23 protein-coding genes and 1 tRNA gene are annotated in these 15,490 nt (G+C 40.2%); 9 read left to right on the top strand and 15 right to left on the bottom strand.

Going from position 1 to position 15,490, the window contains the following annotated elements; translation table 11 throughout:
* The first annotated feature begins 10 nt into the window (after positions 1 to 10).
* Positions 11 to 742, top strand: a complete 732-nt coding sequence (locus ACXYSK_RS07395) for a hypothetical protein (protein ID WP_235083448.1) — start codon at positions 11 to 13, stop codon at positions 740 to 742.
* Between the two features lie 79 nt (positions 743 to 821).
* Here the strand turns inward: ACXYSK_RS07395 and ACXYSK_RS07390 are convergent, their stop codons facing one another.
* Together ACXYSK_RS07390 and ACXYSK_RS07385 are read right to left on the bottom strand one after the other, a co-directional pair.
* On the bottom strand, positions 822 to 1,517 hold the full coding sequence (locus ACXYSK_RS07390) for an LrgB family protein (RefSeq protein WP_458625565.1): 696 nt from the start codon (positions 1,515 to 1,517) through the stop codon (positions 822 to 824).
* Positions 1,514 to 1,888, bottom strand: a complete 375-nt coding sequence (locus ACXYSK_RS07385; protein ID WP_235083450.1) for a CidA/LrgA family protein — start codon at positions 1,886 to 1,888, stop codon at positions 1,514 to 1,516. Before ACXYSK_RS07385 ends, ACXYSK_RS07390 begins: the two co-directional genes overlap by 4 nt.
* 181 nt (positions 1,889 to 2,069) lie before the next feature.
* On the opposite strand from ACXYSK_RS07385, the gene ACXYSK_RS07380 reads away from it, so the two are divergent.
* The 3 genes from ACXYSK_RS07380 (at position 2,070) to trxA (ending at position 3,096) form a co-directional block, all read left to right on the top strand.
* The gene (locus ACXYSK_RS07380) at positions 2,070 to 2,450 is read left to right on the top strand and encodes a MarR family winged helix-turn-helix transcriptional regulator (RefSeq protein ID WP_458625564.1); all 381 of its coding nucleotides are present in this window, start codon (positions 2,070 to 2,072) and stop codon (positions 2,448 to 2,450) included.
* 95 nt (positions 2,451 to 2,545) lie between these two features.
* Entirely contained in the window at positions 2,546 to 2,767 is a 222-nt protein-coding gene (locus tag ACXYSK_RS07375; protein ID WP_004250771.1) for a DUF4649 family protein, read from the top strand.
* A 14-nt stretch (positions 2,768 to 2,781) separates the two neighbouring features.
* Positions 2,782 to 3,096, top strand: a complete 315-nt coding sequence (trxA, locus tag ACXYSK_RS07370) for a thioredoxin (RefSeq protein WP_001029584.1) — start codon at positions 2,782 to 2,784, stop codon at positions 3,094 to 3,096.
* 89 nt (positions 3,097 to 3,185) lie between these two features.
* On the opposite strand, the gene ACXYSK_RS07365 is transcribed toward trxA, so the two are convergent.
* From ACXYSK_RS07365 to ACXYSK_RS07320, 10 genes are all read right to left on the bottom strand, one after another.
* Positions 3,186 to 3,854: an MIP/aquaporin family protein gene (locus tag ACXYSK_RS07365; protein ID WP_006150854.1), complete on the bottom strand. Its 669-nt coding sequence runs from the start codon at positions 3,852 to 3,854 to the stop codon at positions 3,186 to 3,188.
* Between the two features lie 174 nt (positions 3,855 to 4,028).
* The gene (locus ACXYSK_RS07360; protein WP_006150859.1) at positions 4,029 to 4,592 is read right to left on the bottom strand and encodes a DUF1307 domain-containing protein; all 564 of its coding nucleotides are present in this window, start codon (positions 4,590 to 4,592) and stop codon (positions 4,029 to 4,031) included.
* A gap of 35 nt (positions 4,593 to 4,627) precedes the next feature.
* Entirely contained in the window at positions 4,628 to 4,828 is a 201-nt protein-coding gene (locus ACXYSK_RS07355; protein WP_176602644.1) for a hypothetical protein, read from the bottom strand.
* Positions 4,829 to 4,879: 51 nt separating this feature from the next.
* Complete coding sequence (locus tag ACXYSK_RS07350; RefSeq protein WP_458625631.1) at positions 4,880 to 5,053, bottom strand: hypothetical protein; 174 nt, start codon at positions 5,051 to 5,053, stop codon at positions 4,880 to 4,882.
* Between the two features lie 31 nt (positions 5,054 to 5,084).
* Complete coding sequence (gene pepF, locus ACXYSK_RS07345) at positions 5,085 to 6,881, bottom strand: oligoendopeptidase F (protein ID WP_458625563.1); 1,797 nt, start codon at positions 6,879 to 6,881, stop codon at positions 5,085 to 5,087.
* Between the two features lie 10 nt (positions 6,882 to 6,891).
* Positions 6,892 to 7,635: a 16S rRNA (uracil(1498)-N(3))-methyltransferase gene (locus tag ACXYSK_RS07340; protein ID WP_373113810.1), complete on the bottom strand. Its 744-nt coding sequence runs from the start codon at positions 7,633 to 7,635 to the stop codon at positions 6,892 to 6,894.
* A 1-nt stretch (position 7,636) separates the two neighbouring features.
* Positions 7,637 to 8,587 (bottom strand): 50S ribosomal protein L11 methyltransferase, encoded by a 951-nt coding sequence (prmA, locus tag ACXYSK_RS07335; RefSeq protein ID WP_458625562.1) that lies wholly within the window; start codon positions 8,585 to 8,587, stop codon positions 7,637 to 7,639.
* Positions 8,566 to 8,967, bottom strand: coding sequence for a hypothetical protein (locus tag ACXYSK_RS07330; protein ID WP_458625561.1), 402 nt, complete (start codon positions 8,965 to 8,967; stop codon positions 8,566 to 8,568). The genes prmA and ACXYSK_RS07330 overlap by 22 nt, the downstream gene beginning before the upstream one ends.
* A complete protein-coding gene (locus tag ACXYSK_RS07325) occupies positions 8,964 to 9,392 on the bottom strand; it encodes an NUDIX hydrolase (protein ID WP_458625560.1) in 429 nt (142 codons plus the stop codon). Before ACXYSK_RS07325 ends, ACXYSK_RS07330 begins: the two co-directional genes overlap by 4 nt.
* A 9-nt stretch (positions 9,393 to 9,401) precedes the next feature.
* Complete coding sequence (locus ACXYSK_RS07320; protein WP_414259732.1) at positions 9,402 to 9,872, bottom strand: DUF3013 family protein; 471 nt, start codon at positions 9,870 to 9,872, stop codon at positions 9,402 to 9,404.
* A gap of 115 nt (positions 9,873 to 9,987) precedes the next feature.
* On the opposite strand from ACXYSK_RS07320, the gene ACXYSK_RS07315 reads away from it, so the two are divergent.
* The 4 genes from ACXYSK_RS07315 (at position 9,988) to ACXYSK_RS07300 (ending at position 12,840) form a co-directional block, all read left to right on the top strand.
* Positions 9,988 to 11,259, top strand: a complete 1,272-nt coding sequence (locus tag ACXYSK_RS07315) for a replication-associated recombination protein A (protein ID WP_458625628.1) — start codon at positions 9,988 to 9,990, stop codon at positions 11,257 to 11,259.
* 262 nt (positions 11,260 to 11,521) lie between these two features.
* Positions 11,522 to 11,594 (top strand) — tRNA-Lys (locus ACXYSK_RS07310).
* Positions 11,595 to 11,689: 95 nt separating this feature from the next.
* Entirely contained in the window at positions 11,690 to 12,106 is a 417-nt protein-coding gene (locus ACXYSK_RS07305; RefSeq protein WP_233331986.1) for a helix-turn-helix domain-containing protein, read from the top strand.
* 218 nt (positions 12,107 to 12,324) lie between these two features.
* On the top strand, positions 12,325 to 12,840 hold the full coding sequence (locus ACXYSK_RS07300; protein WP_458625559.1) for a DUF308 domain-containing protein: 516 nt from the start codon (positions 12,325 to 12,327) through the stop codon (positions 12,838 to 12,840).
* 72 nt (positions 12,841 to 12,912) lie between these two features.
* Here the strand turns inward: ACXYSK_RS07300 and ACXYSK_RS07295 are convergent, their stop codons facing one another.
* The 3 genes from ACXYSK_RS07295 to ACXYSK_RS07285 all read right to left on the bottom strand — a co-directional run bounded on the left by ACXYSK_RS07295 (position 12,913) and on the right by ACXYSK_RS07285 (position 14,451).
* A complete protein-coding gene (locus ACXYSK_RS07295; RefSeq protein WP_458625558.1) occupies positions 12,913 to 13,110 on the bottom strand; it encodes a hypothetical protein in 198 nt (65 codons plus the stop codon).
* 35 nt (positions 13,111 to 13,145) lie between these two features.
* Positions 13,146 to 13,631, bottom strand: coding sequence for an immunity protein YezG family protein (locus tag ACXYSK_RS07290; RefSeq protein WP_316108395.1), 486 nt, complete (start codon positions 13,629 to 13,631; stop codon positions 13,146 to 13,148).
* 430 nt (positions 13,632 to 14,061) lie between these two features.
* A complete protein-coding gene (locus ACXYSK_RS07285) occupies positions 14,062 to 14,451 on the bottom strand; it encodes a T6SS immunity protein Tdi1 domain-containing protein (protein ID WP_458625557.1) in 390 nt (129 codons plus the stop codon).
* A 54-nt stretch (positions 14,452 to 14,505) separates the two neighbouring features.
* Here ACXYSK_RS07285 and ACXYSK_RS07280 point away from each other — a divergent pair, with 54 nt between their 5' ends.
* Entirely contained in the window at positions 14,506 to 15,348 is an 843-nt protein-coding gene (locus ACXYSK_RS07280) for an aldo/keto reductase (RefSeq protein WP_458625556.1), read from the top strand.
* The last annotated feature ends 142 nt before the right edge of the window (positions 15,349 to 15,490 follow it).

Below are 15,490 nucleotides of genomic sequence, written 5' to 3'. Positions count from 1 at the left end.
GGAGATTCTTATGTTTTGGAATTTAGTTCGTTATGAATTTAAAAATGTCAACAAATGGTTTTTTGCCCTCTATGCAGCTGTACTATCCCTATCTGTCATCATAGGAATTCACGGTAGTGCCTTATCAAGTACCTATTATCAAGACAAAGGTGCTCTCATGTTATTCTTTCTAGCTCTGGTTTTTGGGGGCCTCGTTATTACTCTGAGTATTTCAACCTTAATTTTGATCATTCAACGATTTAAGGGAAGTGTCTATGACCGTCGTGGTTATCTAACCCTAACCCTTCCAGTATCTGAACACCAGATTCTCTCTGCTAAAATCCTTGGAGCCTTTGTCTGGTCTTTGACAAGTACAGTGGTCTTTCTTTTGAGTCTTTACATCATCATTGCCATGATTAGCCCTGATGTCTTCATATCAACCTTATTCAAGGATCTTTTCGACTACTATCTAGGCAATTTATGGTTAAGCCTGACAACTTATGTCTTAAATACCCTTGCCAGCATCCTTTGTATCTACTTGTCTATTTCTATCGGTCAACTATTTGATGAATACCGTACAGCTCTAGCTGTTGTGGCCTATATTGTGATTCACACTCTCATTGGATTTAGCGATCTTTTCTTAAATATTAGTATAAATTACAGCTCTTTTCTCACTTATGAAATCATTAAAGATATCATTTTGATTGTTGTCTACTATATCGGCACCTACTACATCTTGAAGAATAAAGTTAACCTTCAATAATAAAAAACCCCTAGCAAATGAATTTTTGCTAGGGGTTTTTTATTGTTAAATTGATAAAAGGCCAAGAGATACTTGACCTTTAACTTAATATTAAACCAGCCACGATAGGACTGACAAATACGTAGAGAATACCGGTGACACCGATAGCCAGGCCACCCATAGCCCCCGCAACAGCTCCATAGCGAAAAGCTGTCCCAGTCCCAACTGCGTGACCAGTTCCTCCAAGAGCAAGACCAACAGCTACTGGATCATCTATTTTTAGCCATTTCAAGAGTGTTGGACCGATAACGCTGGTCAAAATACCAGTCGCTACTACTACGACCAAGGTGATTGTTGTGATTCCTTGTAGCTTTTCTGTGATTCCAACCGCCATGGCCGTCGTTACCGACTTTGGAAAAAGTGAAATCGCCAAGAAGAAATCCATGCCAAAAAATTTTGCAACTAAAGCTGTAAAAACTGTATTTACAACAACAGCAAGGAAACTACTGAGTAGAATACTTCTAACATGGTGTTTCATGAGGTGAAAACTCTTATAAAGAGGAATTCCTAAAGCTACTGTTGAGGGAACAATCAAGTTATTGAGGTAGACCCCACCTTGATAATAGGCAGCGTAAGAAATACCCGTAAATTTCAGAAATGCTATGATAAACAAGGTTGCTAGCAGTAAGGGAGTCGTCAGAGGATGAGGGTATCGTCTAAAGATAATCATGCCTCCAAGATAAGCTAGGATAGACAAAGCTATCCCAAAAAGTGGATTGGATACAAATTCGCTCATTTGGCACCTCTTTCTTCGTAATCACCTTCATAACGCTTTTTAATAAACTGAACCACCAGCGCAATCAAGATAATATTGATCACTGCCGCAAAAAAGACAATCAAGACAATGGGCAATAAATAAGGAGCAATCACATCAAATTTCTCCATAATCCCAACCGCAGGAGGCAGAAAGAGAATGGTCATGTTGGCCAGAAGAAAATTCCCAACCATGTTGACATGACGTACCCGCAACCACTTGAACTGCAAAGCCAAAAATAAAATAATCAAACCAATAATGCTTCCAGGGATAGGCAAATGGAAAAGAACAGAAATTCCCTCACCAATCAGCGAAATCACAAAAAGAATCATTAACTGAACATATAACTTCATCGTATACTCCACAAATAGACTTTCTGCATACCAGTTTACTCCTTTTTCAGAAAATTTCAAGGAAATACACAATAAACATCCTTCTTGCTATCTCATCTAAAAAGTTGTATACTAATTGCGTGCGCAAGCATCTTAGATGTATAAAGCTATTTACAACTATTATATAGGAAAGGAGATTGACGTGACTTACTTAGAAAAATGGTTTGACTTCAACCGCCGACAACTAGAGCTAGAAGCTCTTTTAGAGCAAACGATTGCTGATCAGAGTGACCAAAGCCTAACGCTCAAAGAATTCTATCTCTTACACTTTTTAAATCAGGCTCAAGAAAAATCTTTGAGACAGATTGACCTGCCTGACAAACTCCATCTGAGTCCAAGTGCTGTATCACGAATGGTGGCACGCCTAGAAGCAAAAAACTGCGGTTTACTTAGTCGGAGATGTTGTGACCAGGATAAGCGAGCTAGTTTTATCTGCCTCACTAAGGAGGGTCAGACAACTCTTGCCTATCTACAAAAAGCTGTAGAAGAAAGCCTTGAAACAAAAACAAGTTGGCTTTCCTAAAATTTTTACAAAAAACTTGCGTGCGCAAGCAATTTTCTTGACATTCCTTTTTCCAAGGAGTAAAATGAAGATATGATTTAGCAAAGGAGAATCCTATGATTGAAATCACTTATCTTGATGCCAGCAAGCAAGAGAGAACCATGACCTTCGAGTCATACGAAGAATTTGAACGTTCTCAACATGCCTGCCTGATTGGTGTCGCAGACTACTACCCTGTCCAAAAAGTAACCTACAAGGGGCATGATTTGGACTACCATGGGACTTATGGAGATGTTTTCTTCTATCTCATGAAACAAGATTTAAGCCAATATAATTAAAAAGGAGAAATACTATGGCAAAAGCAATTACAGATGCAACATTCGAACAAGAAACTAAAGACGGATTGGTCTTGGTAGACTTCTGGGCTACTTGGTGTGGTCCATGTCGTATGCAAGGTCCAATCTTGGACAAATTGTCTGAAGAACTTTCAGAAGATGTCTTGAAGATCGTTAAAATGGACGTTGATGAAAATCCAAATACAGCTCGTTCATTTGGTATCATGTCTATCCCTACTCTTCTTTTCAAGAAAGATGGACAAGTCGTCAAACAAGTTGCAGGTGTTCACACTGCAGAACAAATCAAAGCCATCGTTGCTGAATTGAGTTAATTATAAAATCCCTCACCTCTTATCGTGGGGGATTTTAATATACAAAAAAACTACTCTCCAATGTGAAGAGTAGGCTTTTTGCGTTTCAATTATTCTTCAGTTCCAAGGAAGTTTTTAGCAACAAGAGCTGCAAGAACTCCACCAACGATTGGTGCAAGGATGAAAATCCAAACTTGTTGAAGGGCTGCGCCACCTACCAATACAGCAGGAGCCAAGCTACGAGCTGGGTTTACTGAAAGACCAGTAATATTCAATCCAACAAGGATCAAAGCAGTCAATGACAAACCAATCACCAAACCAGCAATAGCACCATTACCTTTGCTTGCTGATGTTACAGTCATGATCACCAAAACAAACAAGAAAGTTGCAATTGTTTCAAACAAGAAACCACCAAAGACAGTTACACCATTTGCCAAGGCATTTTCACCAAGACTTGCAGTTGACATACCTGAATTTGCCAAGAGGAAGAATACAGCCCCAGATGCAAGGAAAGCACCAACTACTTGTCCAAGGATGTAGTTTACAAGCTCTGAAGATGACAAACGTTTGTTTACAAACATAGCGATAGAAACAGCTGGGTTCAAGTGAGCACCTGAAACAGTTCCAATTGAGAAGGCTGCGACTACGATTGCTAAACCAAAAGCAAGAGCAATCCCAAGGTGTCCAAGTCCTTCAACACCATTTCCAAAAACAACAGCTCCTGTTCCGATGAACACAAGCATAAATGTACCGATTAATTCAGCAACAAATTTTTTCATAATTAGTCTCCTTTTTTTCAACTACCTATTAGTCTATCAAAAGAAGGGGAGGGATTCAAGAAAAGTGCTTGGAAAATTGCAGGTCTTTGCACTTTTGGTTACCCGAGGCTAGTCAGGACAAACAGCACCAAGGACGGCTAAGGAGTGTCTTTGGTGCTGTTTATCTGGTTGAGTTTATTCTGTATATTCAACATAACCTTTTTCTTGTAATTTAGCTGCAGCTTCACTAATTTTCACTGGTTTTGGTTTGGTCGCAGGAAATTGATTTGGATCGCGTCGATGTAACTCTTTCCAGTCCATAGTTTGGTAATCATATATTACGGTTTGAATGTATTCTCCATCTTCCTTCTCAACTTTAGAGGTTATTCCAGTTACATCCTTATAAAGCTCTTGACTTTTGTTCAGAAGTTGAACAACCTCTTCTTCAGATTTGCCTAATCCTTTAGGGTTATAAAAGTAAATACCAATCTGTTTATAGACGATGTCATCCTTGAAGTAGTAGATAAGAAATGTTGATCCACCTTTATCTATACGCTTGAATCTTTGTACACCGTCTTTTGGCAGAGCTTCTGTTGTATTTTGTTTATTGGACGCTACTTGTGTTGTTGGAGCAGTCGTGGTTTCTTGAGCTGTTTGTGAAGTTTGCGCTGCACTTCCTGCTGAATTGTTTTGTCCGCAAGCCGCAAGGGCGAAAACCGTTAATAGTAATACGAGTGATGTTTTTAAAGTTTTATTCATAGTGATTTACGTCTCCCTTGATCACTTTTATTTTACTATTGAACATAACCATTTTCAAGTAATTTTGGAACACCGTCACTATATTTTAAGATTGACGGATTATCATCTGGATGTGTTTCAGGAGATCGCTTATGTAATTCTTTCCAAATTTCTTCCCGACTATAGCTTGGTTTTTCTTCTGTCACTTTACTTTGTAATTCTTGATACATCCCTAGCACCTCTGCTTTTCTAGTCACTGATCAAAAAGCCATTCATAGATGACTTTTTATTTCTTAAACATCGAATTTTTAATGAAAGAGAATATGGTACAAAGAATATGGTACAAAAATGAAGTAAAGCACAAGCAATACCAGCTCTACTTTCAGTTCAGTTTTGAAATCACGGCCTCCAACGGCTTTTTTGAAAATAGCTACAAATAATCCAAAGACAATGACTGTCAACCATCCAAAGATCATCAGCAAAGCAATAACCCACCTCTCTATTACTTTACACTTACTCTCCCAACTCTGCACTGTAGGCGATAATCTGATCAACCGTGTCAGACAAGAACTGGATGGTATCACGGAGTGGTTTGTCTGTTGAAATATCCGCACCTATAATCATGGCTGACTCAAGTGGTGTCTTGCTACCACCTGATTTGAGGAGGTTGAGCCAGTCTTCAGCTCCAGTTTCCGAATGTTTCAGATGGAGGTAACCCGCAGTCGAGATGACAAGTCCGGCTGAGTAGGTGTAGCTATACAAACCCATGTAGTAGTGAGCTTGGCGCATCCAAGTCAAAGCCGCATCATCATCAATCTCAATAGCATCACCCCAGAACTCTGTCAAGACTTCCTTCATAATGCTGTTGAGTTTGCTTGCTCCAAAGGTTTCCCCTTCTTCAATCAGTGTATACACCTTACGCTGAAAGGCTGCTTCCAAGAGGTGGGTGATGAAATTATGGAAGTAGGTATCTGTCAAGCGGTGGGCAAGAGCAAAGCGTTTTTGACGTGGGTCATTAGACTGGTGCTCCAAGTAATTACTAAGAAGCAATTCATTGAAGGTTGACGGCGCTTCGACATAGTAAGTAGACATGTGAGCATTGAAGTAACTCTGGTGATTATCTGAAAAGATAAATTGACCAGAATGCCCGATTTCATGAATCAAGGTATAAACATCGCTCAAACGACCTGTCCAGCTCATAAGGACATATGGATGCACACGGTAGGGATCAGCTGCATACCCACCAGAATCCTTGCCACTATTGGCAGCAAAGTCCACCCAGCGTTCTTCTTTATAGCGAGCAACTTCCTGACAATATTCTTGTCCCAAAGGTTCTACCGACTTCATGACCAAATCATAGGCATCATCAATGGTCACTTCAGGATTAAGGGCGCTGTCCAAGTCCAATTTCCAGTCTGCAAAGGTCATCTTTTGAAGACCATTCACTTTGGCAACATGCTTGAGATATCGCTGAGCAACTGGCGCAAAATCCTTCATGATGAGGTCAATCTGGCGGTCAAACATGGCACGGTCCACTTCTTGTTCAGCCAGAAGATAATCAAAGACTGAGTCATAGCCCTTCATATCTGCCAACAGTTTTTCAGATTTAACCTGAGCAAGATAGGCTGCCGCAGCTGTATTTTGGTGCTTACGAAGTCCTTCTGAGAAAGAACGGAAGGATTTCTCACGAACCTCAGCATCCTCGTGGTTTTGATAGAAGTTTTCATAGGTCACAAAACTGTTTTTGTAGGTTTTTCCATGGGCTTCAAAATCAGCCATTTCAAAGTCCCCAGCTCGCATTTTAGTATAGATATCCTGTGGACTGTAGAAAACTTCACCCAGATTGGTCAATGCCCTCTCCACATCAGCCCCAAGATAGTGGGCTTTTTTGATTTTGGCCTGACGAATAGCTGCAGTCAAATGTGGCAAGTCACCCAAACGGTCCAAGACTTCTTCGTCTGCTTCTACCAAGGCATCATCAAAGAAGGTCAAGGCTACGCTGGCATCTGTTTCAAAGTCCATTCCAGCTTGGGCGATATTGGCAAAATCTTCATTGCTATAGTCTGTCGTCTGAGGCATAAAAGCGTAATTCCCGATATGGCTCATCTGAATATAGATTTGCTCCAATTCTTCAAAGGCCTTCTCGAAATCTTCAAAAGTGTGAAGATTGCCCTTGTAGTCACGACTAAACTGGTTAATATCTTCACGCGCCTTCTCTATCGCACGCAAGAAATCCTCACGGTCTTGATATAGGGCTGTTAAGTCCCAAAGTTCATTTTCAGGAAATACTGAACGGTGTTTTTGTTCCATCTTTTTCCTCTTATTTCTCTAATTCTAACAAAACACTGATGGCTGATAAGGCATAAAGTGGTGCTGTTTCTGCTCGCAAAATACGAGGACCAAGTCCTGCCAGGACTGCTCCCTTTTCTTCAAAACTTTCAATTTCTGCAGGAGATAGACCACCTTCTGGTCCAAAGATAAAGAGCAGTTTAGATCCTTTTTCTAACTCCGCAACAGCTTGGATAAGCGCTGCTGATTCACCTTCTTTGGCTGACTCTTCATAGGCTACCACGATAGAGTCAAACTGGTCCAGCTGAGATAGAAAATCTGCTTTTTTTTCAAAAAGGGTGATGTTTGGGACCAAATTCCGCTTGCTTTGCTCGGCTGCTCCAAGGGCGATTTTTTCTAGTTTTTCAACCTTTTTACCCAATTTTTTGCCATCCCATTTGGCAACGGACCAGTCTGCAGGAAATGCCCAGATTTGACTAGCACCCAGTTCGGTTACTTTCTGTGTGATAAACTCGAGCTTGTCTCCCTTGGGGAAACCTGATGCGATGGTCACTTGAACTGGTAGTTCTACATTGTCTGCTAATTCCTCAATCAGCTCTAACTGATGACTTTCTACATTGACCACGCGCGCTAAGCGCTTGATCCCATCATCAAAAACTAAAGTCACCTCATCCTCTTCTTTTAAGCGCATAACCTGAAACATGTGCTTGCTGGTTTCCTTGTCCTCGATAGTGACAGGTGAGCTAGCCAAACCTTTTACAAAATACTGCTGCATGCTAGCCTCCAATCACACCGGAGACATCCTTGGTCTTCTTGAAGACGCAGGCATTCCACTCTCCTTGGATCATGTGGGTTTCAAGGAAAAATCCAGCTGACTCAGCCGACTCACGCACCATGTCCCACTTGTCCTTGATAATCCCGCTCATGATGAGATAGCCTTCGTCCTTCACCAAACGATAAGCATCATCCGTCAGGTGAATAAGGATATCCGCCAAAATATTGGCTACGATGACGTCTGCCTCGATTTCCACGCCTTTAAGCAAATCTCCTGGGGCTACATGGATGTTTTCCATACCAGGATTGAGCTCAATATTTTCCTGAGCGACGCGAACCGCTACGTCATCCAAGTCATAGGCAAAGATTTCCTTGGCACCCAAAAGCGAGCTAGCAATGGAAAGGACACCGGAACCTGTCCCCACATCTAGCACTGTTTCGCCACCGCGAAGAACCTGCTCCAAGGCAAAGAGACTCATCTTGGTCGTCGGGTGTGTTCCTGTCCCAAAGGCCATACCTGGATCCAGCTTGATAATCTTTTCTCCCGCCGTCGCTTCATAGTCTGTCCATGACGGCACGATGGTCAAGTCATGAGTGATGCGAGCTGGTTCATAGTATTTCTTCCAATTATCAGCCCAGTCTTCCTCAGCCAAGGCAGTCGTACCCATCTTGACTTCTCCTAGATCCATAAAGTCGGTCAATTCAGCGAGACGCGCCTGCAAATCCACTTCAACCGCTACTACATCAACCGTATCAGGATAATAGGCGGTCACCACAATTTCTTCTTGTTGCTCGACCTCTGGGAAAATTTCGCCGAATCGGTCCACATTGCCCACATAATCCATGCTGTCTTCGATTGCGACCCCTTGGGCACCTAGTTCAATCAAGAGGTTGGAAACCAACTCCTCTCCCTCACGCTTCACTGTAACTTTTAGCTCTTGCCATGTTTCCATTTTGTATTTTCCTTATTCTTCTTAAATTCTTCAATCACATCTGTATAGTGTTCTTTCATTGCGCTATGAATCTGCTGTTTAAAAATACCAAACATAAGATAATAAACAAATAGAACAATTCCTGCAAGCAGTAGCAGTAATAAAAAATGTACTGAAAGGGGCAGTACGAGACCTTCACCACTCATTAAGGGTAAAACAAGCATTAATCCCCAAATAACAGCCATAGAGATCCCAGCTACTTTCGTACCACTTTCTCTCTGCTTCTTTAACTTTAAATATTCCATATAAATAAATGTAGCTTCTTCTCTAGAGTATTGTCCAGTTTCTAGATTACGCTTAACTTCTTTATTCAACGTGGTTGTTGCAATCGCAAAAATCATTTTTCTTCCTCCAAATAATCCCTCAATCTCCCCTGGAGCTGAGGTACAGCCTGTTTAGAATTGAGAAATTCCTCAATGCTCATCAGCTTATAAGCCTGTCCTTCATCTCCAAAGGTAATATTATCAAACTGATCCTGACTTATCTGACCGACCATAAAGATAGACTGACGACCTTCAAAGAGCATGCTGGGATAGACTTTGCTCCAGAGCAGACAATCCTCATTTAAATGAATTCCCAGTTCCTCATAAACTTCACGCGATACGCATTCAAAAGGGCTTTCGTCCCCTTCACGACCTCCACCTGGTAACTCCCACATATTGGGCCAAGGGATATTGTCCTTGTCATCACGCAAGATGGTCAGTAGCTTATCTCCACAAAAGAGGGCAATTTTGCAGCCTGTGAAATCTGAAATATCTATATCCACTACAAGCTCCTAGTATCTCGGATAAGGGTAAAATTCTCCCTCTTCCAAGCCTGCTTTTCCTTCTTCAAAGACTTCTTGGTTCCATTCCATGACGAATTCTTCTGCTTCTGGGTCTTCCAAAAAGTCCATGAGGGCATCTAGCCCAACCTCTGCAGTATCTTTGAGAAATAGGGCGAAATAAGCTAAGAATTCACGAGAAAAACCTTTCTTAGGTAGGTAAGGAATGACTGTCAAATAGTCTTCTTCATTAACAGTTGACTTGGCAGGGTTGTAAAAAAGCACCGCTTCTTCAAAAAGGATATCATCTGACGAAACCTCTCCGTCTTCATCTAGCATCTCTACTCCTGCAGGATTTTGCGCCTCTAGCAGAAAACTCACTTCAACCGCATGATTGCGCTTGTCCCAGCTAATCTCATAATCAAAAGGAAAGTTTTTGTCCAACTCTTCCTGTAAAACATCTAAAAATCCGTATGTTGCCATTTTGTCCTCTTTCTATACGACTCTTTAATCGCCCCGAATACTCGGAAATATGCTAAAATAGATACTACCATATTACCACATATACATCAGAAAATCCATGTTAGAAAGGACTGCTATGCCAGACAATCTCGCGCTTCGTATGCGCCCCAAAACCATCGACCAGGTCATCGGTCAGGAACATCTGGTCGGCCCAGGAAAAATCATCCGTCGCATGGTGGAGGCTAACCGCCTGTCGTCTATGATTCTCTATGGACCTCCGGGTATCGGAAAAACAAGTATCGCTTCAGCCATCGCTGGAACGACTAAGTATGCTTTTCGGACCTTCAATGCCACTGTTGATAGTAAAAAACGTCTCCAAGAAATCGCTGAGGAAGCTAAATTCTCAGGTGGCCTTGTACTGCTACTAGACGAGATTCATCGTCTTGACAAGACCAAGCAAGACTTCCTCTTGCCTCTTTTGGAAAGTGGACTGGTCATCATGATTGGAGCCACGACTGAAAATCCTTTCTTTTCTGTCACTCCAGCCATTCGTAGCCGTGTTCAGATTTTTGAATTAGAACCCTTATCCAATCAAGACGTCAAAAAGGCCATTCAAATAGCCCTGACAGATCCTGAACGTGGTTTTGATTTCCCTGTTGAATTAGATGATGATGCCCTTGATTTTATCGCAACATCGACCAATGGAGACCTCCGTTCTGCCTTTAACTCTCTGGATTTGGCAGTTCTCTCCACTCCAGAAAATGATGACGGTATCCGTCATATCACGCTTGATATCATGGAAAATAGTCTTCAGAGAAGCTACATCACTATGGACAAGGATGGAGACGGGCACTATGATGTTCTATCTGCCCTTCAAAAGTCTATTCGCGGTTCAGATGTGGACGCTAGTCTCCACTATGCTGCTCGCTTGATAGAGGCTGGTGACCTTCCTAGTCTAGCTCGTCGTTTGACTGTTATTGCTTATGAAGATATTGGCTTGGCCAATCCCGAAGCTCAGATTCATACCGTAACTGCCTTAGATGCTGCGCAAAGGATCGGATTCCCCGAAGCCCGCATCCTCATTGCCAATGTCGTCATTGATCTGGCCCTTTCACCCAAATCCAACTCAGCCTATGTGGCTATGGATAAGGCCCTGGCTGACCTTAAAACATCCGGTCACCTACCAATTCCACGTCACTTGCGAGATGGTCACTATAGCGGTAGCAAGGAACTAGGGAACGCCCAAAATTATCTCTATCCACATAATTATCCTGGCCACTGGGTCAAGCAAGAGTACTTGCCTGAAAAAATCCGCAACCATAGCTACTTCTCACCAGAAGATAGTGGAAAATACGAACGTGCCCTGGCTCAACGCAAGGAAACCATTGATAAATTACGAAACTTATGAAATCCTTTTCAAAATTTTTAATTTTCCCTTGATTTTTTTTGAAAAAGTGGTATCATATAATCATAGAAACGCTGTGGTGTACGACTTCACATTTAAGTGTTGACCGACTATTTTTTGTATTATTAGGGAAACAAAAGTCTTCTAACAGCATGTAGGCCGTCTCACACGGAAACAGCTTCAGTTAGAGCGAGTTGCCCACCTGCTTAATTGCGCGGGTTCAATACAAACCGTGAAGTTTCGGCACCAATACAGCTTTTTATTTGCCTCCTTAGCTCAGTTGGTAGAGCAGTAGACTCTTAATCTATGGGTCACAGGTTCGAGCCCTGTAGGGGGCATCTAAATCAACAGGAAAAAGCCTTTATTTATAAGGCTTTTTTGCTTGTCTATAACTGATTTGCCCCATCATTTGCCCCACATTTTTTTATGAGCAATCTTTCCAGACATCTCTGATTATGAAAAACAAAAAAGCTATCCTACCTTTGCAAATTTGGATAAGATAGCAGAATATTTTAATGCAACTCCAACTCAACTTTTTGGAACTAGTAAAGAGATTGAATTAGAAAAGAGTGTTCTTGAATCGAATGAATACTCTGATAAAGTAAGTGAGATCTTAAAAGCTGTCAAATACATCGAAGATTTTCTAGAAACTGATGGACAGTACTTAGAGGATTTACTTTACTTAACAAGAGGCAACCAACTATACACAGAAGATGGAGATGAGTTGTATATTGATCCAACTTCTCAGAAAAGAACACTTCATAACCAATATGAACCTGGTTTTATTGTAGCAAGGGATAAATCTCCACTAGAACTCTTAATTGAAAATAAGGAATTGTTTGATAAATAGAAAAAGCGAGGATAACCTCGCTTCAGATTGAAGTTAAAATCTTTAGAAGACACTTTTATAAGGACTTTGTCTTCAATCTGTGAAAAGGAGTGAAAACTCCTTTTCTTTTTGTAAGTCAGACTGAAACTTCCAAATTGTTTATTTATTTTATTGACATTTTCTATAAAAATAAGTACAATAGTTTTATTAGCAAACTATACTATATAGGGGGTATTGAAATGAAATTTTCTAATCGTTTACTGCTATTCCTTGCAGGAGTTGTTTTTGTCCTTTTAGGACTTTTCCTATTTACAAACCCAGTAGCTAATCTTGTTGCTTACAGCTGGTGGATTTCATTTGGTTTACTGGTTTCTTCTATAGCAGCTATTTTAGGCTATTTCTCTGCACCAAAAGAGCTTCGCTCACCTGTTTATCTTTTCCAAGGATTTGTTAGTCTTCTCTTAGCTCTTTACCTCGTTGCTTATGGCTTTTTGACCCTGCCGGTCGTCATTCCGACCATTGTAGGAATTTGGTTAATTGTAGAAGCCATTATTGCTTTCTTTAAAGGCAATCGTCTAGGATTGATTTTCCCTATTATTGGTAGCAATATCACGTGGGTAGCCTTGCTTGAATTTTTACTAGGTCTAGTGATTCTGTTCAATCCAGTGGCTACAGGTGTCTTTGTCGTTTATGTCATTGCCTTTGCATTTTTAGTTACTGGCTTCACCTACATTATTGAGGTCTTTCGTAAATAGTCTAGTTGCTATTTCTATCGCATTCAAAAAAGCTGGGAAATCATATTCTCAGCTTTTTTGTCTCTTTAATTATCACTTTTTCGCATTCCATTCTGCGTAGAATTGCTCCAAGTATTCTTCCAAAGTATCGGCTAGAAATGCTGCTTTCCAATATTCTGGAATCGGTGCATTTAAAATCGTTGATTTATTAGTTATAAATTCTACTTTATTTTTAGATGACAACGTGTATCGATTTAAAAATGCAATTTTATCATTCATCTGTTGAACCATTTTATCCTCCGAGGTGGGTTGTTCTTTAGATATAGCTATTTCCCATTATGCTCTCTTTGGAAAGCTTCCATGGCCTTGAACTGCTCAAGCTCTTTTTCATTCGCTGGTTGCTTGCCGAGATATTTATATTCAAAAAAGTCCATTTGTTGACCTGAACTATAATCACTTTCATTCCAAGGTGCATAGTCAAATTCAGCAGATAATTTCGTGCCAATTACTTTTATAGTACAAGAAGTCCACAAAGGTTGGCCTTCTTTCTCAAAAATTTCTCTCAACTCCCAAGCTAATCTAAAGGTGCGTCTTTCTTGATTCCGAAACTCTAAATTAGGAATACCATACCGCTTTGGAATATATAGATTGTAGATATACTCATTTTTCCCCTCTTCATTAAAGAAATAATATACCTCTCCTCCATCAAAAGCTAAACTTATGTTAATAAAAAGATTATCCCATGCTACTGGTATTGTCTCATTAACACTTTGTGCAACTTCACGAATTTTCTCATTAATTTGTTTTTCCATTTTATCCTCCGATTTGGTCTCGCACTGATATTTATTGATAACAACACTATATATCTAGTATAGCATAATCATTAGGTATTATAGGTTTTCAAACCAAATGTGAGTCAATCGTCTTTGCCCCACTTTTGCCCCATTTTTAAATCATGATATTGAAAATACCTAAAAGTACTTCCCTAAAATCAGCTATATTTCAACATTTTTGATTATTTTCAATATGAAAAGTTCTTACAAATTCATGTAGGGGGTATCTAAATCAACAGGAAAAAGCCTTGATTTATAAGGCTTTTTTGCTTGTCATTTTGTTTTTTGTACCAAATTTTGTACCAAATAATTTATATTCACCAAATTAGAGAGTCTCATCCAAAGACTCGCTATTTATCTAACATCTCGTTTTCATCGAAAAAAACACCGCGAGGGTGGTTCTTTTTTATCAATCGTCAAACACTCCGCCTGTGAGTTGGTACATGAGGTAAATGTGTTCCAAGGTTTTTACCTTATCCATATGATCCACATCTTTTAAGCCTCCCAAGGCTAGTAAAGGAACAAAACCGAAACATTGGTTATAAGACAAGGGACCATGTTTTAACACAGCCTGTCTATATAAATCCAGTTCAAAGTTATCAGTCACATATGAGTTATCTAAATACTGAAGAAAATATTTCAAGCTCTTGATAATAATGTCGCAGTTTTGAAGATTGTATTTTACAATACCAACAAATTCATTCTCTTCCCAAGTAATAATATCTCCAAAAGCTGTTACGAACAGCGGAAAAAGAAGTAAGAAACTATTCATAATAATAGCCGTAGCAAATCTTTGCATTTTTGCCTTATCTTTTTTAAGATAGTACTATTAAAAAAAGAAAAGGTGAAAATCATGGAAACATATACACTTGCAAATGGGGTTGCTATTCCTAAAATTGGTTTTGGAACTTGGCAAATTGCTGAAGGCGAAGAAGCCTATAACAGCGTTAGCTTCGCACTTAAGGCGGGTTACTCACATATTGATACCGCACAAATTTACGGTAACGAGGTTTCTGTAGGTAAGGCGATTGCTGATAGTGATTTGGCACGTGAGGATATTTTCCTAACTACCAAACTTTGGAATGATAAGCACGATTACGAGTTGGCTAAGACTTCTATCGATGAGTCTCTCGAAAGACTTGGTGTGGATTATTTGGATCTTTTGCTTATCCATTGGCCTAATCCAAAGGCGCTTCGTGAGAATGATGCTTGGAAGTCTGGTAATGCAGGCGCTTGGAAGGCAATGGAAGAAGCCTACAAAGAAGGTAAGGTGCGTGCTATCGGTGTGTCTAACTTTATGCAACATCACCTAGAAGCTCTTCTTGAAACAGCTGAAATTGTGCCACATGTCAATCAAATCCTCTTGGCTCCAGGTTGTGACCAAAAAGACTTAGTTGCCTATTGCCAAGAGCGCGATATCCTTCTTGAAGCCTATAGTCCACTAGGTACAGGTGGTATTTTTGGAAATGAAGATGTTGAAGCAGTGGCTGAACGTAACGGTAAATCTGTGGCACAAGTTGCTCTGCGTTGGAGCCTTCAAAAAGGTTTCTTGCCACTACCTAAGTCTGTGACACCTAAAAATATAAAAGCTAACTTGGATATCTTCGGCTTCGACTTATCAGAGGAAGATATGGCGGTCTTGGATAAGATTCAAGGCATCAAAACTCAGGATGATCCTGACAAAGTTAATTTTTAATAGGATTTTAATCAACTCGTCAGGGTTGCTTTTTCAAGTAAATGACAAAAGAAGTCAAGGTTTTGACAATTCGCGCCACATAAAGTTATTTAAGCATATCCTTTTCTCTCATTACCATTTTCTGTTATAATAAATTGTACTT

This window comes from Streptococcus sp. V919 (assembly GCF_054353475.1).
This window is presented reverse-complemented; position numbering and strand designations above follow the sequence as displayed.